The organism is Bradyrhizobium sp. Ai1a-2 (assembly GCF_000426245.1).
Lineage (GTDB): Bacteria > Pseudomonadota > Alphaproteobacteria > Rhizobiales > Xanthobacteraceae > Bradyrhizobium.
In genome coordinates this window covers 249,467-268,080 of record NZ_AUEZ01000001.1, presented here as the reverse complement: position 1 = coordinate 268,080, position 18,614 = coordinate 249,467, and the positions used below count along the sequence as shown (strand labels likewise).

The following is an 18,614-nucleotide window of genomic DNA, read 5'->3' as shown; positions in this document are numbered from 1 at the left end:
CATTACCCTTTTTGAAACCCGTTGATTGGCAAGTGTCAGTGACCGCTTAGTACCAGGGTCTTGATCGGCAACAGCAGCGCCTGGATCCGCAGCAACAATGCGTGCACCAGTCCTACGCCGTCGACCACGTGCAGCGCGATGCGCCGGCCCGTGCTGGTTTCCTTGTTGGAGATTTCGTCATGATTGCTGGTGTAGGCGTTGACGATGCAGCTGCTGCCCGGCGTGACGCCTTCGAGGCCGCCCTTGAAGAGCGGCTCCATGAACACCAAAACGGTACCTGGCCGCAGTACGTTTTGCGCCTCGAGCAGTTGCTCTCCACCCCGGAACTGACCGGCGGCGATGTAGTCCTGAACCGTGGTGATGACCATCGGAATGATGACCCAGGGTTTTGAGATGCAGGTCGCCTCCGCCACCATTCCCTCTCTCATCACCTGGGCCTCGATCTGACCAAAGCCGGCCTGCAGGACCCGGCGGCCTGCCCCCTCCGGGATAAGGATGCCGGCCGGCCGCATCAGCGGGTTGACGACGTCGCCGACCCGAAGCAGGAACTGCTCCACCCGGCCGTCGACGCCGGCGCGAACGAAAGTCTTGTCCAGATCCACCTGGGCCTGCGCCAGGCTGGCTTCGGCGCTTGCCTTCTCCGCCGGCAAGAGCGTTGAGACCCGAAGGGCCGCAGACTGCTTGACAGCCATCGCGGCATCAATCCCGGCTTGCCGCTGATCGACCATGACTTGGAGTTTCTCAATGTCGCGTTGTGGCACGATGCCGGGGTTGCGGCGCTGCAGCTCGCTCTTCACATCCAATTCGTCCTTGGCCTGCTGATGCGCGCTTTTGGCTTCCTGAATCTGCGCCTCGGCCTTGACGATGTCGGCCTCCGCCGCCACCAGCGCCGCATCGACCTCGGCGACCTTGCGCTTGGCCGTCTCAAGGGCCGCTTCCTGCTTCGAATTGTCCAGCCTGAAGATCACGTCGCCTTTCTTCACCGGAGCACTGAAGCCAAAATTGACCTCCGCGACGCGTCCGGAAGTTTCCGGAAGGATCGGGATCGTCCGGAAGAAGAGCGTGGCGGTGTCGGTAGCAGGATGGAAATAGAAGATCATGGTGATCAGGGCTACCGTGAGCATCAGACAGCTGGTGATGCCCCACCTCAGCTCGAACCAGACCGAGAAGAACGTGATCTCCTTGCCGAAGCGCTTGCCTTGGACGTAGCGCCGGTAGAGATAGTCTGGAAGGATCGTCACAAGTGAGCAGATCAAGAGCTCAAGCATTGCTGGGCTCCCTTGCCTTCGTGGCATCCGGGCCTTTCGTCTCCGACGAGCCGGCTGGAAGTGCCGGATCCGTTTTGGTCTCGGACTTTGCTGCGCCGCCTTCATCCGCCGCGGCACTCGCTATCTTCTCAACCGAGCCGGCAATGCTGCGCAGCGGCGTGCTGAAATCGGGAAGATCGATCATGGCAAGCAACAGCGCCGCGACCCAGAACAGGTGGATGTGCGTGAAAAGCGCCAGCAAGCCGAGAACCGCGACGATCTCGAACTGCAGCTTTTGGGATTTGTGCGCCATCCGTTCAGGCAGGCTGTGCAGGCGCCAATAGAGCGTGCCGACCCAGAGCACGGCGGCTACCAGGAAGACGCCCATGACGACCATCAGCACGTCGACCTCGTTCGGCGGCGTGATGAAAAAAGGCAGATGATGGGGTGCCATTGGATGAAGTTGGTCGCTCAACTGCTTCTCCCGAATAGGAATTAAGCCTTTGACGTTCAGTCTGGATACCCTGTCCGGGGGTCGCTTGATCTGGATCAAAGGTGCGCCCCTGCCCGGCCCTAGCCTTTCGTGAAGGACCAGAGGAAACGCCACTCAGGAGATGTCAGCCATGCCCGCGAACATTGATGACCTGATCCCCAGCGCCAACCAGATCCAGAAGGAGGCTGCCCTCCGCGAGGCGGAAAAGGCGGACGAGTATGTCCGCCGCGCGGCCGCCGCCGAAGCCGAAAAACAGGCCCTGATCGAGCGGCTCAGCCGGCCCTCCGGCAAATCCGAGGAGGAAAAGATCCAGTTGGCATCCACCGTCATCCAGCGCGCCGTGCGGAACGGATTGACCGAAGTCCTGGTGTATCGCTTCCCGAATACGCTGACCACCGACAAGGGCCGCGCCATCAACCAGATGGAAGCGGGCTGGGAAGCCACGCTGACCGGGATTCCCAAGGAGATCTACCAGCTTTGGACCGACTATCTGAAACCGCGCGGCTACCGCATCCGCTATCAGATCATCGATTTTCCCGGCGGTGTGCCCGGCGACATCGGTGTCACCATCGCTTGGGGCGACTAGGCGGCCGGCCAATTCGAGACAATCTGAAGGAGTGGAATCCTGGACATGGCAGACGAGCCCGGCGCGCGGATGAAGCGAAAGGTCTATGAGAAGGAACTGGAGAAGCTCCAGGTCGAGCTATGCCATCTCCAGGAATGGGTGAAAGCGAACCAGGCTCGGGTCATCATCCTGTTCGAAGGCAGGGATGCGGCGGGCAAGGGAGGCACGATCAAGGCGATCACGGAAAAGGTCAGCCCGCGCGTGTTTCGCGTCGTCGCCCTCCCTGCGCCCTCGGATCGCGAAAAGACCCAGATGTTCATCCAGCGCTACATGCAGCATTTCCCTGCTGCGGGCGAGATCGTGATTTTCGATCGGAGCTGGTACAATCGGGCCGGGGTCGAATATGTGATGGGCTTCGTCACCCCCCCGGAGCACAAGCGTTTCCTTGAGCTGTGCCCCGTCATGGAGCAGCACATCATCGAGACCGGCATCATCCTGATCAAGCTGTGGCTCGAGGTCGGGATGGAGGAGCAGGAGCGACGGTTCAGGGCCAGGATCGACGATCCTCTGCGGCAATGGAAGCTGAGCCCGATGGATACGGAATCCTATCGCCGCTGGTACGACTATTCGCGGGCACGCGACCTGATGCTCAAGGCGACCAGTTCCAAACATGCGCCATGGCACATCATCCGCTCCGACGACAAACGCCGGGCGCGGTTGAACTGCATCTCGCATATCCTGGACTTGATCCCGTACAAGCGCATTCGCCGGAACAAGGTCAAGCTGCCAAAACGATCCACCAAAGGGCACTACAACGATCAGACCGGGCTGCGCGGGATGACGTTTGTCGCAGAGCGATACTGAGCGGGCCAAGGCCGCGCGGCAACGCCGCTTGGCCCGCTCCGCAGTCATCTCAACCGTATGGTGACGCCACCGACGGCGGCTGAAACTTCGGCTCCAATCCTCGGTCCGCTGAGCTGCAAGATCACGCCGTTGGCGTTCTGCAACTGAACGCCAGCGGCCCCGGCGGCAACGGCGCCACCGGCGCCGATCGCGCTATAGCTGCCTTCGATGGATTCCGGCCCCCGCAGGTTCAGGGCGCGCCCAACAAACTTGGTGGTCGAGGCTCCGATCGTAAAGCCAACGCTCATGCCAGAGACGGTGAATGGATAGCGCTTGCCGCGGAGTATCAGTACGCCCTCGCCGCCGCCGACGCCGAGGACAAAGCCACCCTTGGTGAAGACAACGGCAACCTGGCCGGTCTCTGCCCGCGACGGCGTACTCAGCCCTGCCAACCCCAACAGCACCAGCAGCGCGATCACCCCAACATGTCTCATGATTTACCTCCAAGAACATTTTTGCCAAGACTGCTTCCGATCGTCGTGAACGACGACGTTCGATCGTGCTGGCTCGCCCCGCCGTCCCTTTTGATCCAAGTCAATGCCGCCGTCTCCGCGGATCTTTTCTGGAGATCCGTGATCATTCGCCGGCCTTGCTCTCGCCAAGCACGCTGTCGAGCGTCCGCATCCAGTTGCGGCTATCGGTTTTTTCCGCGAGCCCGTCCGCCTGCAACAGGTCGCGCAATTGGCCATGAGCGCCGACGATGCAGAACGTCACTCCACGATTTCTCAGTTCATCATGCAGATCATGCAACATGCGGGCCCCGGCCAGATCGATGAAGGGAGATGCGGAGAGATCGCAGGCCACCCCCCTGATATCCGACGATTTTCCGAGCGCAGCCAGGACGGTGTCCAGGATCGGCTCGGCGTTGATGTAGAGCAGCGACGCTTCGGGACGGAATGCGATGACGCCGGACAGCGGCTCTACGCCGTCGTGCCTGGAACTATCCGAATAACGGCCGGTTCCGGGGAGCCGACCGAGGAACGCTACATTCGGCCGCGACGCGCGGGCGAGCAGCAGGAAGATGGATGCGAGGGCCGCAAGCAGGACCCCTTGCAGGATTCCGAGCAGCAGCACCGAAGCAAGCGCGATCGCCGCAGCATAGAAATCGATCCGGCTGATTTTCCACATGCGCAACAGCGCGGGGATGTCGACCAGCCTGTACACGGCCGCAAGAACGATAGCAGCCAACACCGCCTTGGGAAGATTTGTCAGCAGTCCCGTGAAGAACAGCAGGCATAGCGCAAGCGTGACCGAACAGAGCACCAGCGCCAATGGCGTACGGGCTCCCGCCGCGTCGTTCACCGCAGATTGCGACAGGCCACCGGCAACCGGATAGCCGTGGCCGAGCGCCGCCGCGAGGTTGGCCGCACCCAGTCCCAGAAACTCCTGTCGCACATCAAGGCCGTAGCCATGCTTGGCCGCAAAGCTACGCGCCGCGGAAACACCCTCGACATAGGCAAGCAACAGACAGCCGGCCGCGATCGGAAACAGCTCTTCAGGCTCCGACAGTCCGAACGCAGGCATTGCAAACGCTGGCAGTCCTTGCGGGATCGCCCCGGTGATCGGAACGCCCAGCGCCGGCAGGCCAAATATCGATGCCACCAGAATCGATAGTGCGACGACGGCGAGTCCAACCGGCTTACCCGGCAGGACGCGCTCGCCGATCAGCAACAACAGCAGCGAAGCAAGACCGATCGCCAATACGAGCAAGTTGACGTCGCCGAGTTGTCCGGCAAGCCGCACAGTCCGGTCAATGAAATTGTGACCGCCGCCTGCAACACCGAACAGGCTGGGCAGCTGGGTCATCATGATCGTCAGCCCGGCGCCCGCCTTGAATCCCACCAGGATGCTGTCGCTGATCAGGCGTACCAGAAGGCTGAGCTTGAACAGCCAGGCGATCAGGCAAAGCAGCGCCACCGCACAGGCCACCAGGCTCGCGATTTCAGCGTATCGCGCAGGATCGCCCGCGGCCAACGCTCCGACCGAGCCGGCGATCATGAGCGAGATCGCGGATGTCGGACCAACCGCAAGCTGGCGTGAGGAGCCGAGGAGCGCATAGCCGATGCCGCCGAGCAAATAGCCGTAGATGCCGACATGCGGCGGCAGCCCCGCGAGCGCCGCATAGGCCAGAGAGACCGGTATCGCATAGGCGGCGAGCGTAATTCCCGCGATGGCGTCCGAGGAGAGGAAGGAAAGCCGGTAATTGGCAAGCCACTCCATCGGCGGAAAGAACCGCAACCATCCTGGTTGCTGAAATGACGATGGCTTCATGTGACTTGGCCCGTCATGCGACTGAGGCGCTCTAGCGATCGCCGAACGCCTCCGATGAACGGCGGCCTGCAGCCAACCGGGATTGATCTGGATCAAGTGTCGCTCCGGATTCGATCCGTCAAATCGTTTCCTGACAGCGGAGCTCTGATATGGGTCAGGCTTGCTCACGATTCCTGATAATGCTGTTCGTTCTCCTCAGCCAGATCGTGCCGGCGCACCCTGACGATCAGAACGCTCCCGCGCGCATTCAGGAGGAAGTCTGGGCGCTGCCCCTCGTCCTGCCGACCATCGCCTATGTGGTGCGTCCGGTCGGCAATGGTCCCTTTCCACTCGCCATCATGAATCACGGGGTGTCTCTCGATCCCGTGCAGCGCAGCTTCTTTCCGTTGGTCGAATTCCGCGATGCCGCCATGTGGTTCGCGCGACGCGGCTATCTCGTGGTGGTGCCCGTCGGGACGGGCTACGGCGCCTCAGCCATCGACATACCCGAACGCGGACTCTACGGGCCGTTCTTCTCCAAGATCGGCAATTGCACCAATCCAAACTTCCACGATGCCGGCATGGCGGTTGCGCAGCTCGACCTCTGGATCATCGACTACATGGCGGCCGAGAAGAAGATTGTGCCGAAGGATGTCGTCGTGATCGGCCAATCGGCCGGCGGCTGGGCGTCGATTGCACTTTCAAGCGTAAACCCCGCCCAAGTCAGGGCGGTCATCACGTTTGCGGCCGGACGTGGCGGCCGCGTTGGCGGCAAGCCGAACAACAATTGCGCGCCGGACAGACTGGTCGAGGCCACCGCCGAATTCGGCCGCACCTCGCGGGTGCCGATGCTCTGGATCTACATTGAAAACGACACGTTCTTCGGCCCTGCGCTATCGAAACGGATGCACGAGGCGTTCACCGCCGCAGGAGGCAACGCCGAATACCACCTTCTTCCGCCGTTCGGTGACGATGGACATTTCCTGGTCGGCTCGGCCGACTCCGTCCCGATCTGGGCTCCGCTCGTTGGCGCGTTCCTGGACAGGCACAAGTAACGACGTTGACCGGCGTGAGGAGCATGGCCATGACGATGCAGCCTCGTAGACCGTTTCCGATCCTGTTCCTCGGCATCAGCTTGATACTATCCACGATGACGGCAGGCGGGCCGGCGAATGCACAACAGACTGTGCCGGCTGGCGCACAATCCGGGGGAGCCGAAATCGCGCCTCGCGGCCAGCGTGAAGCGCGCGACATCAAGTTTGGCGACTGGGAGAAGGTCTGCTTCAAGCCAGGCGGCGCGAAGATGGTCTGCCGCACCATGCTCAGCGGCACATTCAAGACCGGCCAGACCGCGGTTCGCGTCTATCTGACCGAGCGCGAGGACAACGCCGGCGCGCGGCTACAGCTTTTCCTTCCGGTCGGTCTCTATCTGCCGGCCGGCGCCACTCTTACCGTCGACCAGGGCACAACCTATCGACTTCCTTTCACGTGGTGTCTCACCAACACCTGTATTGCAGGCGACCTCGCAAGTGAGAACCTGTTGCGCGACATGGACACCGGCCAGAAGCTCTTCTTGCAAGTGGTCGACACCAATTTGCTCTCGGTGAGGACGGCACTGCCGCTCGATCGATTTGCGACCGCGCGCAAAGGCGCTCCAGCACGCGTATTCGAACAGGATATTGATGAATGAGGACCAATGAATTCTAGGCGATCGCGGCCGCCATTTTTTCGATCGGCTCGATCAGTGATTTCGCCGCGAACGGCTTGGTGAGGTAAGCGACACATCCCGACTCCGTCGCCGCCGTGCGGTTCGCGTGGCTGTCATTGCCGGTGATATAGATGACGGGCAAGGTGATGCCGTTGTCCAGGAGCCGGCGGCGCAGATCGATGCCGGATTGACCATTCAGATTGATATCCAGGATGATGCAGAAGGCGCCACCGAAATCGCGATGGCCGAGCAGCGCACCGGCAGAATCGAATAGCGTCGTATCAAAGCCGTGCTGCTGCAGCAGGCGCTTGAGGCTCCTGAGCATGGACCGGTCGTCATCTACGACAAGAACAGATCTTCGATTCCGCAAGGTGTTCGCTTCAGCTTTTCGAGGATGCATTCGGCTGTCGTCTGCCGCAATCGGCGGCCTGACCGAGCCGAGTAGCTATGCTGATTTCACACTCGCCTGATAAGGGCTGTCATTAAGATGTGATATTGTCCGTTCGTACAGGTGTTCAGCGGGAACCCGACAGCCTGTTGCGTATTGTTCCCGCAAGGTCACGATAGTTTCGACTTCGAAACTAACGACCTGCATCGTTCTTTGAGTCGAGCACGCCGAGCCGCTCCGCGATCGACACCAATTCGGCGAGCGAGTGCACCTGCATCTTTTCCATCACCTGGTGGCGGTGGGCTTTCACAGTGCGCTCGGTTGTTCCCAATTGATGGGCAATCTGCTTGTTGATCTTGCCGCGCACGATCAGTTCGAAGACCTGTCGCTCGCGCGGCGTCAGCGTCGCAAGGAGGGCGCGATGGGAATCGAGCTTGCTCCGCTGGGTGCTCGCCGCCCCATGACGAGCGATGGCGCGCTCGATCGCATCGATCAGCTGTGCCGAAGACACGGGCTTGGTCAGGAAATCCTCGGCGCCGGCCTTGATTGCGCGCACGGTCGTCGCCGTGTCGGCGTAGCCGGTGAGGAACACGATCGGCAGTGTCGAACCGAGTTCGCTGAGACGATTTTGCAGTTCGGGACCGCTCAGGCCGGGTATGCGCACATCGAGCAGGATGCATCCCAGCCGCCCATTGTCCGGCGGACGATCCAGTAGCTGCTGAGCGGACGGATAGGTTGCGACGTCATAGCCGGCGAGCTTCAGCCGACGTTCGATGGCTGTCCGAAACGACGCATCGTCATCAACCACGTGAACGAGGCCAGGCAATTTTCCCTCCGAGGTGGTCAGGTAGCCGTTCATGGGTGGCTCACACCGCGACGGATAGTCTCCCCGCCGCCGTTGCCGACTTGTCCCATAGTACAATGGTCCTTGAGACAATGATTGGGAATGCTGCCTCCGTCGCAGATCAACTTGACCGAAACTCGACCCGATACCGCATTCTTGCAGCGCAATACTTCAAAACACTAATAAAAATAGCGACGTTCAGGCTAGGAGTTGGGCCATGTTTTCCTATGTCAGCACCAATCCGGCAGTACCCCTACCCAATTTGCTCGGCGAATTCGGCATGGCAAGCGCTTCAAATTCAAGAGTGACCTTAAGCGAATTCACTTACAAAAAAGGGACGGAGATCTACGGCGAGAAAGAACCTGCGGATTACGTCTACCAGGTCAAGTCTGGTGCGGTGCGAAGCTACAAGCTGCTCTCCGACGGCCGCCGCCAGATTGGCGCGTTTCACCTGGTCGGCGATATCTTCGGGTTGGAGAACGGCAGCGAGCATCGCTTCACGGCCGAGGCGATCGTCGACACTGCGGTACGCCTCGTGAAGCGTCGCAGCCTCGAACTCGTCGCCGAGAGCGATGCCATGGTCGCCCGCAACCTGCTCAGCATGACCACAAACAACCTGCAGCATGCTGAGGATCACATGCTCCTGCTCGGCCGCAAGACGTCGCTCGAGCGCGTTGTTGCCTTCCTGCTCGAGATGGACAGGCGCCTTACCGCGGCTGGCGTCATGGCGCTGCCGATGTGCCGCCGTGACATAGCCGACTATCTCGGCCTGACGCTGGAGACGGTCTCTCGTGCCTTGTCCCGGCTGCACGAGCTCGGCATCCTCGGATTCATCGGCAATAATCAGCGTCAGATCATGCTCTTGGACCGGCCGCAGCTCGAGAGTCTCGATTTGCAGAACTGAAACGCCCTCCTGGCGCAGCGATCGTCAGCGCGTGGATCATGATGTTGAGTACGCTGACGGTCGCGAAGTGAAGCCCCAGCCCGCAAAGCAAATCAGCTCTTGGGAGTAAACACGCCCGCTGCCGCCTTCATGGCCGATTCGCCCATGCTCCTCCCCTGGTCCATCAGCGCTCGCATCTGGTCCTGGAAGAACTCGGACTGAATCCTGACTATGTCCGGCACGTCCTTGGCCTGGATCATCCGGTCGCAGAGGTCGAAGGTCGCAGTAGTCTGCCGCCGCATATGATCGCAGAACTGCTTGGCCTGCCCGGCAATCGGGAGCTGTGAGGAGCTCAAGCCCTTCTCAACCATGTCAAAATAGTCCGAATTGGCCTTGCGAACACGGCCGAGATTCTCGGTTAGCATCGCCCGAACGTTGTCCGCTGCCACTTGGGGTTCCGACATCGCATCCTCCTCTTCTGATGAAATCCACTAGGGTGCCGTCCATTTCGCGAGCGCGCCAAACCTAGCTCCGAAATAGCCGTCATAGAGCGCCGCCAATTCGCGATTCATCGAATGCCCGGTGCCGAGCACGATGACGAGCCGACAATCCCTCATAGCCTCCGCCATTGTCCTGAGGTCGGCAAGCGAAATCCATCCGCCCCATTCACCCCAGAGCGCAAGATGCGGGTGCCGGATACTCCGTATCCGTCGCTCCGGCGAATACTCTTGATACAGATCAAAGCGACGCCGCGCGCCGGAGCCAGCATCGCAGCGGTACTGCCTCGCTCGATCGCGCGCTGACCGGAGTGCCAATCATGAAGGCCATTTCCCTCGAGGAAGCCGTTGCGATGATCCCGGCAGGCGCAAGCGTCATGGTCGGCGGCTTCATGGGTGTCGGCACGCCGGAACGCCTGCTCGATGAAGTTGTACGCCAGCACAAGACGGGCCTCGTCCTGATCGCCAATGACGCGGCAACACCCGGAAAGGGCGTCGGCAAGCTGTTCGACGCCGGCCTGGTTTCACGCCTGACGGCAAGTCACATCGGCCTCAATCCGAAAGCCCAGCAGCAGATGCTGGCCAACCAGATCGCCGTCGACCTTATCCCACAGGGAACGTTGGCAGAGCGCATCCGCGCCGGAGGCTGCGGCCTTGGCGGCGTACTCACGCCGACCGGCGTCGGAACAACGGTTGCCGAAGGAAAACGTCAGATCGAGATCGATGGAAAAGCGTTCCTGCTCGAGACTGCGCTGCGGGCCCAATTCGCGCTGGTCCACGCCTTCCTCGCCGACTATCTCGGCAATCTCGCCTATGCTTTGACTGCGCGCAACTTCAACCCTGTCATGGCGATGGCGGCCGATACCGTGATCGTGACCGCCGAGCATATCGTTCCGGTCGGCGTCATCGCGCCCGATCACGTGGTCACACCGGCACCGCTTGTCGACTATCTCATAGCGAACGAGTGAACCATGGATGCACAAGAGATCATCGGCCGCCGCGTGGCACGCGAGCTTCGCACCGGCCACCTCGTGAACCTGGGGATCGGCATTCCGACGCTGGTGGCCAACTACGTGCCATCCGATATCAAGGTGTTCTTCCAGTCTGAGAACGGATTGATCGGCACCGGTCCGATCCCGGAGCAAGGGATGGCCCATCCCCTTCTGACTGATGCAGGTGGACGTCCAATCAGCGCGCTTCCGGGGGCCTGCACCTTCGACAGTGCAATGTCGTTCGGATTGATCCGCGGCGGCCATGTCGACGTGACCGTGCTCGGCGGCCTTCAGGTCGACGCGGAAGGACACCTCGCCAACTGGATGATCCCAGGCAAAATGGTGCCAGGCATGGGTGGCGCGATGGACCTCGTCAGCGGCGCCAAACGCGTCATCGTCGCGATGCAACATGCCGCGAAGGGAAAATCGAAGATCGTCAGCAAATGCACCCTGCCCCTGACATCGTCACGAACAGTCGACCTCGTCGTCACCGACATCGCCGTGATCGGCTTTCCGGACGGCAAGGCGACGTTGATGGAGACCGCTCCCGGCGTCACGGTCGCCGAGGTCATGGCAGTGACGGAGGCCGAACTCGTCATTCCCGACACGGTTCCGGAAATGAAGATCTGACCAGGTAATGAACATGCGGATATTCAGCGACTTCAATGAAATCAAGTCCGCGGTCGGCACCGAGATCGGCGTCAGCGACTGGATCGAGGTCACCCAGGACCGCATCAACCTCTTTGCGGAAGCGACTTGCGACGAGCAGTGGATTCACGTCGATCAGGATCGCGCCAAAAAGGAGTTGCCCGGCGGCACCACCATCGCGCACGGGCTATTGTCGCTCGGGCTTGCGCCACTCTTCATAAGATCGGTAATCGGGTTGAAGGGATTGAGGAACACCCTCAATTATGGAGCGGATCGGATCCGCTACCTGGCGCCGGTGCCGGCGGGCTCACGGCTGCGCGGCCGTGTCACGATCGCCGAAGCCGAGGATGTGCCGCCGGACGGATTGCGTGTGCATTACCACCTGGTGATCGAGATCGAAGGGGGCACACGGCCTGCTTGCGTCGCCGAACTGATCGCGCTGCATTATCGGTGAACGGCTCCCAGCCGCAACAGGAGCCGGGTCCACTCAATCGATGATGTGATAGCCGCCATCGATATACATGACGCTGCCGGTGATCAGCTTTGCGCCGTCGAGCGCCAAAAATGCCGTTGCGTTGCCGACGTCATCGATGCTGACGAGACTGCGGGTCGGCGCCTTCGATTGCGCCTTGTCCATCAGTTCGTCGAATTCGGGAATTCCAGACGCCGCCCGGGTCGCCAGCGGCCCGGGCGAGATCGCGTGCACCCGGATTCCCTTTGGCCCCAGCTCGGCAGCGACATAGCGCACGGCGGCCTCAAGCGCTGCCTTTGCGACTCCCATGACATTGTAGTTCTGCACCACCATCTGGCTGCCGTAATACGTCATCGTGAACAGCGTCCCGCCATCCTTCATCAAGGGTTCGGCCAGATGCGCCATGCGCAGGAAGGACCAGCACGAAATGTCCATCGTCTTCAAAAAGCCATCCCGTCCAACATCCACGACGCGGCCATGCAACGCTTCCTTCGGCGAGAACGCGATCGAGTGCAGCACGAAATCAAGGCGACCCCATTCCTTCTCGATGCGCTCGAACACCTGTTCCATTTGTCCTTCGGTGCTGACGTCCAGCGGCATGAAGATCGGCGCTTCCAACGCCTGCGCCAGCGGCTCGACGTGCTTTTTGGCTCGGTCGTTCAAATAGGTCACGGCGAGATCTGCACCGAGCGCCCGAAATGCCTTGGCGCAGCCCCATGCGATCGATTGATCGTTGGCGATGCCGACAATCAGGCCCTTCTTCCCCTTGAGGGCAACCTTGGTCTCCGGGAACACAGGAATATTCATGACACCCTCTCGCGGTTCGGGCTGGATGATGGGCTGTTGAACAGCACCGCCAAAGTGTGTTGCGCGATCATCAGCTCCTCGTCCGTCGGCACGACGTACACGGGGATGCGGCTGTCGGATCGAGTTATCAGCCGCGCATGGCTGGCATTCGCGGCGGGATCGAGCGCAATGCCAAGCCAGGCCAACTGCTCGACGACGCGGGAGCGAATTCCGGCCGAGTTTTCGCCGATGCCGGCCGTAAACACGAACGCATCCAACCCCTGCAGCGCGGCCGCCAGCATGCCGATGTTGAGACAGATGCGATAGACGAAATACTCGATCGCCGATATCGCGTGCGGATCGTCGCTTGCCTCCAATTGCCGCATATCATTGCTGATGCCAGAGAGACCCTTCAGTCCGCAACTGCGGTAGAGAAAATCCTGGACGTTCGATGCTGACATTCCCTTTTCGGATATGAGGTAGAGCACGACGCCGGGATCGATCTGCCCGGGACGCGTCCCCATCGGCAAGCCGTCAAGTGCGGTGAACCCCATTGTGCTCTCAACGCTGCGTCCACCCTTCAGTGCGCACATTGATGCACCGCTGCCGAGATGAGCGACAATCACCCGTCCTTTTGCGACACCCGGCGCGATCTGGGCCAATGTTCTCGCGATATATTCATAGGACAGGCCGTGGAATCCGTAGCGCCGCACACCCTCGGCATAGAGTTGATAGGGGATGGCATAACAATCGGCCACCGGCGCATGGGTGCGGTGAAAGGCGGTGTCGAAACACGCCACCTGCGGGAGCGCAGGAAAATTCGCGAGCAGCGAACGGATCGGCGCCAGATTGTGGGGCTGATGCAGCGGCGCCAGCGCGACATAGCGCTCCAGGCGCGACACGACGCCATGATCGATCAGTACCGGCCGGTCATAGTCCGGGCCACCATGGACAACGCGATGCCCGACAGCCATCGGAGTGATGCGAAGCTCGTCCCGCAGCCATGCTCCCGCAATAGCCATTGCGGCTGGGACGTCGGAAACGCTTTCGATCGGATAGGCGCGGTCCGCCAGCGGATCGCCGTTTGCGTCGGCCGCGCGCAGGCGCGGACGGCTGCCGATGCCATCGATCTGGCCCTTGATCTGCCGCCGGAGACTCCCCTCACCCTCAATCGTAAAGATCTGGAACTTGACGCTGGAGGAACCCGCATTGACAACAAGGATCGTGTCCATGGCGATCACGCGGCGGCGATTGGAGCAAGTCGGCGCCGCGCGTCGGCATAGAGCGCCGCGACTGCACAGGAGGCCATGCGCGCCCGCGCCGAATCGGCCCGGGAGGTCAGGACGATCGGCACCCGGGCCCCGAGCACGATGCCGGCGCTGTCGGCTTTCGCGAAATAGGCCAGATTCTTTGCCAGCATGTTGCCGGCCTCGAGGTCCGGAACGACCAAGATCTGCGCGCGCCCCGCAACCTCGGACTTTATTCCTTTGATCCTGGCCGCTTCCACATCGATCGCGTTGTCGAAGGCAAGCGGTCCATCAAGCAGGCCGCCGGTGATCTGCCCGCGATCCGCCATCTTGCACAGCGCCGCCGCCTCGATGGTGGACGGAATCTTGGAGGTGACGGTTTCGACCGCAGACAGGATGGCCACCCGCGGCAACGTGCCGAAACCAGCCTGCGTGAAGAGATCGATCGCGTTCTGGATGATATCGCGCTTGTCGTCGAGATCAGGGAAGATATTGATCGCCGCGTCAGTCACAACCAGGGTGTCAGCATAGGCCGGGACATCCATCACGAACACGTGGCTGATACGCCGATCGGTCCGCAAGCCCGTCGCTTTCGCCGTGACGCTGCGCATCAGTTCGTCGGTGTGCAGGCTGCCCTTCATCAGCATCTCGCCTTTGGCGGCGTGGATCAGCTCGACGCCTTTAGCGGCTGCGGCCTCGCTGTGGGGAACATCAATGATCTCGAAACCAGCGATGTCGAGGCCATGCTTGCTTGCGGTATTCTTGATCTTGGCTTCCGGACCGACCAGCAGCGGACGGATGATTCCAGCTTCGGCGCTGTCGAACACGCCGCGCAACGAGGTCTCATCGCAGGGGTGCACCACAATAGTCGGCACCGGCGGCACAGCTTTGGCGGCCGCGATCAACCGATCATATTTGGTGTGGGAACGCAATTCGCCTGAATCTGCGGGCATGATGGTCATGATGCGCTCCGGATTCTTCTAACCGACGTTACGACGCCTTCGCCTTGGGATCGGCGTTGGGATCGAAAGGGGCAACGTTCGAGGATCTGTCTACACCGAACAGCTCAGCCACATGGTGCAGGCGCTTGGCAGTTTCACCCGAAATCTCGGCACTCGCGGCCAGCACATCGCGGATGACGGCGAAGGCCGCGTGGCGCTGTTGGGCATTATCCGGCAGCAACTTCGGAATGGCTGCCAGCGCCCCCTTCTGGTCCAGGCGCAGCATGAAGAATTGCTCGCGCACCAGCATCTTGAAATCCGCCAGCGACAAGTGCGCCCCGCTATCACGCCGGACCTGACGCAGTGCTTCCAGACTTCGCTCATCGACCATTCCCCGCGCCGACCCGACATAGAGCAAGCCGCGAATGGTTGCTTCCCGAAGACCGCCCTCGTCGACCTGGGATTTCAGCTCGGCGATCCGCGCACGCAGCCTTTCGCGGTATTCGACCGACATTTCCTGCCGCCGCGACGGCGCGGACTGCGGATCGATTCCAACCGCCGCTTGAACTGCGGACGAACCGTAGACGGCAAGGAAGATCGCCTCGCTGAGGGCTTCCTGCGAATCGCGCCAACTGTCGAGCGCGTGGACGATTTGCTTGGAGACTTGCTCCTGGAAGGCAAGGAACGGATTGTCTGATGATACCGGCCTGCGATGCTCACTCGCCGCATCTGCCGTCGCTTTCACCGCGGCCATGAAAGGATTGTGGCTGCTGAAAGCCTCATATTGCAGGCGCAGCGGGTGCAGCCGGCGCGTCCAGTCCGCCATCTGCGGCGTCACCATGCCCTTGATCCAGGGTTGGACGAATTTTCGGTAGGCCGCGAGATTGATCTCGGACACGCGCTGGGCGGTGGCGAATCGCCGCTCGTCCTCCGGCGAATTGCCGCCCATGGCGCGGATATCATCAAGCGTGCGCGCCTCGCAGCGCATCACCCACTGGCCGACGGCGAGTTCGGGATTTGCCGTATCGGTGCCTTTTGCCTCGAAGGTCGCTTCATAGAGGCCCGGCGGCAGCACGTCGATCAGATCGATATTGCTGGAAAACTCCGCATGTTCCTTCTTGGCGATGCCGCCGGAAACGAAGATTCCGAGATGGCCGACGCTCTCGTGAACCGTGTAGACGATGGTCTGGCCGTAGGCCCTGATCTCGTCGACATCAGCGTACAGATCGAGGATCCAGTCCAGCGCCTGCTGTGGCGGAGTGATGTTGTCTCCCTTGGAGCAGAACACCACCACCGGCGATTTGATATTGCGCAGGTCGACCGTCTTGCCGTCCGACATCTTGATGCGCCCGGCGGCCAAGTTATTGCCGATGAAGAGCTCATCGACAATGAACTGGATTTCTTCCGCATTCAGGTTGACATGGCCGCCCCACCAGCGCTCGAACTCGAGGTAGCGGTCCGCCTCGGTGTCGACCTTCGAATACACATTATATTGCTTGGTCCACAGCGTGTTCGACGGGTTCTGGTTCTCGAAATTCTGGACCAGCCAGGCGCCGTCAAACTTGCCGGCGCCAAGGTCGCTCGTGAGCGCCGTCAGCCAGCTTCCGCCGAGCAGGCCGCCCGAATAGCGCATCGGATATTTGCCGTGCACTCCAGCCCAATAGGCAAGCGGTGCGCCGGCGACGATGATGGGCCCGAACAGTTCCGGACGCAGCGATGCAAGGATCATCACGGCCCAGCCGGCCTGACAATTGCCGATCACGCAGGGCTTGCCGTCGGCATCGGGGTGGCGCCTGACGACTTCCTCGATGAACAAGGCCTCCGCGCGCGCGATGCGCTCGATGGTCTGGTGCGGCATCGGTTCCGGCAGGAAGCCGATGAAGTAGCAGGGATGGCCGGCCTTCATGGCGACGCCGATCTCGCTATCCGCCTTGAACCCGCCAATTCCCGGACCGTGCCCGGCGCGCGGATCGACCACGATGAATGGTCGCCGCTCGAGATCGATCTCGGTATCCTTCGGCGGTATGATGCGCACCAGCGCATAGTTCACCGGTTCGGAGAGTTTGCGCCCGTCCATGACCAGTTCGGCGGTGTAGTGCAGGACATGCGGTGCCGTCTGAGCGATGTGCTCCTGATACTGGTCGCCGCGCCGGCGCAGGATATCAAGGAACAGCACGCTACGCTGCCCGGCATCGATCATGTATTCTACGGCTGAGGCAATGAGGCCCGACACGGGATCACGCGAAAGCGGTGCCTTGTCCATCGACATGTCCTCCCTGTCGCGCATCGATTGAACGCGCCCCACGACCTCGGACTTTGATCTAGGTCAACGTCGTGAAGCGGAACGAAATGGTCCGCTTTGAGCGGCTTTTGCTGAGGCTAGTGCTCTGATGATTGCGCAAGGCGGGTGCGATCCTGGTTGATCCAGGCCACCGTCAGCTCCCAGGCGACTGACAAAATGACCGGGCCGATAAATAGGCCGACAATTCCGTGCGCGAGCGTTCCTCCGATTACTCCGATGAAGATGACGAGCGTGGGGGTGGTAAGGCCGCGCCCCATCACCAACGGCTTCAAAATATTGTCAAGCAGTCCGACGATCACCAGAAACACGGTCAGCGGCAGCGCCGTCGTGAAGTCCTTGGCGGTCCAGAGCCAGATGATCACGGGAATCAGGACGATCGCCGAACCGATCTGCACGATGCTCAACAGCAGGATCGCGAAGGCCAATAGGCCAGCATTCGGTATACCCGCCAGTTTGAGACCAATGCCGGCCAGCAGCGACTGTACGATAGCGACGCCGATAACGCCTTGAGATACCGCGCGTATCGTTGCCCCCGCCAATTCGAGAAAGTGTTCGCTCTGCTCGGGAACGACGCGGGACAGGAACCCCTTGCTCGCTGCCAGCAGCTGCGGTCCATAGGGAAAGAGAAAGCCGGCCAAAGCAACCGACAGGAGGAATTTGAGCGTTCCGACGCCGGCATTGCCGGCAAGGCCGAGAGCCGTCGTAGCCAGCGGCTTCAGATGGGGAGCGATTTCGCGCAGAACGGCACGGAGGTTGGTCGACGCCTGATCCCAGAGATCGTAGAGCTGCGAGCCGATCAGCGGCCAGTCTTTGATGCGCCCGGGCGGCGAAGGAACCGCCAGCCCCCCCGCACTGAGTTGTCCCGCAATTTCCCTCAGGCCATCCACGGCGCCCAGACCGAGCCACGTCGCCGGCCCGATGACTATCGCGAGGTTGACGGTGGTGAGAATTGCCGCCGCCAGCTTCGGACGCCCGCCCAGCAACTTGGCGAGGCCGCTAAAGACTGGATAGAACGCGACGGCGAGCACCACACTCCAGGTCACGATCGGCACGAAGGGGCGCACAAGGACAAAAGTCCAGTAAATCAGAAAAGCCAGCAATCCAAGCCGGATTGCAAGCTGGATGACGTCCTCCCCGGACAAAAGCTGGCGAAGTGTTCTCAAGGACGCGCCCTCGCTCGAGGCTGCGCGAAAGCGTACCCACCGCGTTCCACATCGCGGCTTGATTTAGATCAAGCATCATGGTCCGGCGCCAGGCTCGGTCGCGCGTATCACTGCGGTGACGTTGAACGCGGCCTGCCCGGAAGCCCGGCACACAACTGTCACGCACCGATAGTTGAACGGCTCGGCACGGTCCCACTGCCCCAGCCCGGCACAATCAGTGCCCTCAGCCGCTCCGTTTTTCACCCGGAGGGGCTTCGCTTTTCCGTCACATTGATCCAAGATCAA

General features: G+C 61.2%; 21 protein-coding genes. 8 read left to right on the top strand and 13 right to left on the bottom strand.

Translation table 11 applies throughout. The annotated features are described in order from the left end of the window. Window positions 1-35 precede the first annotated feature (35 nt). On the bottom strand, window positions 36-1,268 hold the full coding sequence (locus K288_RS0101235; protein ID WP_027577945.1) for a biotin/lipoyl-binding protein: 1,233 nt from the start codon (window positions 1,266-1,268) through the stop codon (window positions 36-38). Continuing rightward, on the bottom strand, window positions 1,261-1,701 hold the full coding sequence (locus K288_RS44255) for a hypothetical protein (RefSeq protein ID WP_244443021.1): 441 nt from the start codon (window positions 1,699-1,701) through the stop codon (window positions 1,261-1,263). The genes K288_RS0101235 and K288_RS44255 overlap by 8 nt, the downstream gene beginning before the upstream one ends. Before the next feature lie 169 nt (window positions 1,702-1,870). Here K288_RS44255 and K288_RS0101225 point away from each other — a divergent pair, with 169 nt between their 5' ends. Both K288_RS0101225 and ppk2 read left to right on the top strand, forming a co-directional pair. Further along, a complete protein-coding gene (locus K288_RS0101225; RefSeq protein WP_027577944.1) occupies window positions 1,871-2,326 on the top strand; it encodes a hypothetical protein in 456 nt (151 codons plus the stop codon). A 45-nt stretch (window positions 2,327-2,371) separates the two neighbouring features. Beyond that, window positions 2,372-3,169, top strand: coding sequence for a polyphosphate kinase 2 (gene ppk2, locus K288_RS0101220; protein ID WP_027577943.1), 798 nt, complete (start codon window positions 2,372-2,374; stop codon window positions 3,167-3,169). 44 nt (window positions 3,170-3,213) lie between these two features. On the opposite strand, the gene K288_RS0101215 is transcribed toward ppk2, so the two are convergent. Then, entirely contained in the window at window positions 3,214-3,642 is a 429-nt protein-coding gene (locus K288_RS0101215) for a hypothetical protein (protein WP_027577942.1), read from the bottom strand. Between the two features lie 142 nt (window positions 3,643-3,784). Then, window positions 3,785-5,479: a SulP family inorganic anion transporter gene (locus K288_RS0101210; RefSeq protein ID WP_027577941.1), complete on the bottom strand. Its 1,695-nt coding sequence runs from the start codon at window positions 5,477-5,479 to the stop codon at window positions 3,785-3,787. Window positions 5,480-5,658: 179 nt separating this feature from the next. Here K288_RS0101210 and K288_RS0101205 point away from each other — a divergent pair, with 179 nt between their 5' ends. Continuing rightward, window positions 5,659-6,513, top strand: coding sequence for a dienelactone hydrolase family protein (locus K288_RS0101205; RefSeq protein WP_244443008.1), 855 nt, complete (start codon window positions 5,659-5,661; stop codon window positions 6,511-6,513). 29 nt (window positions 6,514-6,542) lie between these two features. Next, window positions 6,543-7,148 carry an invasion associated locus B family protein gene (locus K288_RS0101200; protein ID WP_201449630.1) on the top strand — a complete coding sequence of 202 codons (606 nt, stop codon included), beginning with the start codon at window positions 6,543-6,545 and terminating at the stop codon, window positions 7,146-7,148. A 13-nt stretch (window positions 7,149-7,161) separates the two neighbouring features. Here K288_RS0101200 and K288_RS0101195 read toward each other — a convergent pair whose 3' ends face one another. Both K288_RS0101195 and K288_RS0101190 read right to left on the bottom strand, forming a co-directional pair. Further along, window positions 7,162-7,566, bottom strand: coding sequence for a response regulator (locus K288_RS0101195; protein ID WP_051334263.1), 405 nt, complete (start codon window positions 7,564-7,566; stop codon window positions 7,162-7,164). A 181-nt stretch (window positions 7,567-7,747) separates the two neighbouring features. Beyond that, window positions 7,748-8,380 (bottom strand): response regulator, encoded by a 633-nt coding sequence (locus K288_RS0101190; RefSeq protein ID WP_043159124.1) that lies wholly within the window; start codon window positions 8,378-8,380, stop codon window positions 7,748-7,750. Between the two features lie 235 nt (window positions 8,381-8,615). Between K288_RS0101190 and K288_RS0101185 the strand changes: the two genes are divergently transcribed. Beyond that, window positions 8,616-9,302 (top strand): helix-turn-helix domain-containing protein, encoded by a 687-nt coding sequence (locus K288_RS0101185; RefSeq protein ID WP_027577936.1) that lies wholly within the window; start codon window positions 8,616-8,618, stop codon window positions 9,300-9,302. Window positions 9,303-9,394: 92 nt separating this feature from the next. Here K288_RS0101185 and K288_RS0101180 read toward each other — a convergent pair whose 3' ends face one another. Both K288_RS0101180 and K288_RS55485 read right to left on the bottom strand, forming a co-directional pair. Then, window positions 9,395-9,745, bottom strand: a complete 351-nt coding sequence (locus K288_RS0101180; RefSeq protein WP_027577935.1) for a phasin family protein — start codon at window positions 9,743-9,745, stop codon at window positions 9,395-9,397. Window positions 9,746-9,772: 27 nt separating this feature from the next. Further along, window positions 9,773-9,898, bottom strand: a complete 126-nt coding sequence (locus K288_RS55485; protein WP_256378809.1) for a hypothetical protein — start codon at window positions 9,896-9,898, stop codon at window positions 9,773-9,775. A 200-nt stretch (window positions 9,899-10,098) separates the two neighbouring features. Between K288_RS55485 and K288_RS53995 the strand changes: the two genes are divergently transcribed. The 3 genes from K288_RS53995 to K288_RS0101160 are packed head-to-tail and all read left to right on the top strand — an operon-like array spanning window position 10,099 to window position 11,872. Then, on the top strand, window positions 10,099-10,746 hold the full coding sequence (locus K288_RS53995) for a 3-oxoacid CoA-transferase subunit A (RefSeq protein ID WP_027577934.1): 648 nt from the start codon (window positions 10,099-10,101) through the stop codon (window positions 10,744-10,746). A gap of 3 nt (window positions 10,747-10,749) precedes the next feature. Continuing rightward, window positions 10,750-11,400, top strand: coding sequence for a 3-oxoacid CoA-transferase subunit B (locus tag K288_RS53990; RefSeq protein WP_027577933.1), 651 nt, complete (start codon window positions 10,750-10,752; stop codon window positions 11,398-11,400). 13 nt (window positions 11,401-11,413) lie between these two features. Beyond that, on the top strand, window positions 11,414-11,872 hold the full coding sequence (locus tag K288_RS0101160; RefSeq protein ID WP_027577932.1) for a MaoC family dehydratase: 459 nt from the start codon (window positions 11,414-11,416) through the stop codon (window positions 11,870-11,872). A 33-nt stretch (window positions 11,873-11,905) separates the two neighbouring features. Here the strand turns inward: K288_RS0101160 and fabI are convergent, their stop codons facing one another. From fabI to K288_RS0101135, 5 genes are all read right to left on the bottom strand, one after another. Beyond that, a complete protein-coding gene (gene fabI / locus K288_RS0101155; RefSeq protein WP_027577931.1) occupies window positions 11,906-12,697 on the bottom strand; it encodes an enoyl-ACP reductase FabI in 792 nt (263 codons plus the stop codon). Then, the gene (locus K288_RS0101150) at window positions 12,694-13,908 is read right to left on the bottom strand and encodes an acetate kinase (RefSeq protein WP_027577930.1); all 1,215 of its coding nucleotides are present in this window, start codon (window positions 13,906-13,908) and stop codon (window positions 12,694-12,696) included. The genes fabI and K288_RS0101150 overlap by 4 nt, the downstream gene beginning before the upstream one ends. A gap of 5 nt (window positions 13,909-13,913) precedes the next feature. Then, window positions 13,914-14,876, bottom strand: coding sequence for a phosphate acetyltransferase (locus K288_RS0101145; RefSeq protein ID WP_027577929.1), 963 nt, complete (start codon window positions 14,874-14,876; stop codon window positions 13,914-13,916). 37 nt (window positions 14,877-14,913) lie between these two features. Beyond that, window positions 14,914-17,133 (bottom strand): DUF3141 domain-containing protein, encoded by a 2,220-nt coding sequence (locus K288_RS0101140; RefSeq protein ID WP_027577928.1) that lies wholly within the window; start codon window positions 17,131-17,133, stop codon window positions 14,914-14,916. Window positions 17,134-17,243: 110 nt separating this feature from the next. Then, window positions 17,244-18,329: an AI-2E family transporter gene (locus K288_RS0101135; protein ID WP_027577927.1), complete on the bottom strand. Its 1,086-nt coding sequence runs from the start codon at window positions 18,327-18,329 to the stop codon at window positions 17,244-17,246. Window positions 18,330-18,614: the final 285 nt, after the last annotated feature.

Coding starts and splice junctions, on each gene's coding strand:
- K288_RS0101235 (WP_027577945.1), bottom strand. CDS start 1,268: ATGCTTGAGCTCTTGATCTGCTCACTTGTGACGATCCTTCCAGACTAT.
- K288_RS44255 (WP_244443021.1), bottom strand. CDS start 1,701: ATGGCACCCCATCATCTGCCTTTTTTCATCACGCCGCCGAACGAGGTC.
- K288_RS0101225 (WP_027577944.1), top strand. CDS start 1,871: ATGCCCGCGAACATTGATGACCTGATCCCCAGCGCCAACCAGATCCAG.
- ppk2 (WP_027577943.1), top strand. CDS start 2,372: ATGGCAGACGAGCCCGGCGCGCGGATGAAGCGAAAGGTCTATGAGAAG.
- K288_RS0101215 (WP_027577942.1), bottom strand. CDS start 3,642: ATGAGACATGTTGGGGTGATCGCGCTGCTGGTGCTGTTGGGGTTGGCA.
- K288_RS0101210 (WP_027577941.1), bottom strand. CDS start 5,479: ATGAAGCCATCGTCATTTCAGCAACCAGGATGGTTGCGGTTCTTTCCG.
- K288_RS0101205 (WP_244443008.1), top strand. CDS start 5,659: ATGCTGTTCGTTCTCCTCAGCCAGATCGTGCCGGCGCACCCTGACGAT.
- K288_RS0101200 (WP_201449630.1), top strand. CDS start 6,543: ATGACGATGCAGCCTCGTAGACCGTTTCCGATCCTGTTCCTCGGCATC.
- K288_RS0101195 (WP_051334263.1), bottom strand. CDS start 7,566: ATGCATCCTCGAAAAGCTGAAGCGAACACCTTGCGGAATCGAAGATCT.
- K288_RS0101185 (WP_027577936.1), top strand. CDS start 8,616: ATGTTTTCCTATGTCAGCACCAATCCGGCAGTACCCCTACCCAATTTG.
- K288_RS0101180 (WP_027577935.1), bottom strand. CDS start 9,745: ATGTCGGAACCCCAAGTGGCAGCGGACAACGTTCGGGCGATGCTAACC.
- K288_RS55485 (WP_256378809.1), bottom strand. CDS start 9,898: ATGAGGGATTGTCGGCTCGTCATCGTGCTCGGCACCGGGCATTCGATG.
- K288_RS53995 (WP_027577934.1), top strand. CDS start 10,099: ATGAAGGCCATTTCCCTCGAGGAAGCCGTTGCGATGATCCCGGCAGGC.
- K288_RS53990 (WP_027577933.1), top strand. CDS start 10,750: ATGGATGCACAAGAGATCATCGGCCGCCGCGTGGCACGCGAGCTTCGC.
- K288_RS0101160 (WP_027577932.1), top strand. CDS start 11,414: ATGCGGATATTCAGCGACTTCAATGAAATCAAGTCCGCGGTCGGCACC.
- fabI (WP_027577931.1), bottom strand. CDS start 12,697: ATGAATATTCCTGTGTTCCCGGAGACCAAGGTTGCCCTCAAGGGGAAG.
- K288_RS0101150 (WP_027577930.1), bottom strand. CDS start 13,908: ATGGACACGATCCTTGTTGTCAATGCGGGTTCCTCCAGCGTCAAGTTC.
- K288_RS0101145 (WP_027577929.1), bottom strand. CDS start 14,876: ATGCCCGCAGATTCAGGCGAATTGCGTTCCCACACCAAATATGATCGG.
- K288_RS0101140 (WP_027577928.1), bottom strand. CDS start 17,133: ATGTCGATGGACAAGGCACCGCTTTCGCGTGATCCCGTGTCGGGCCTC.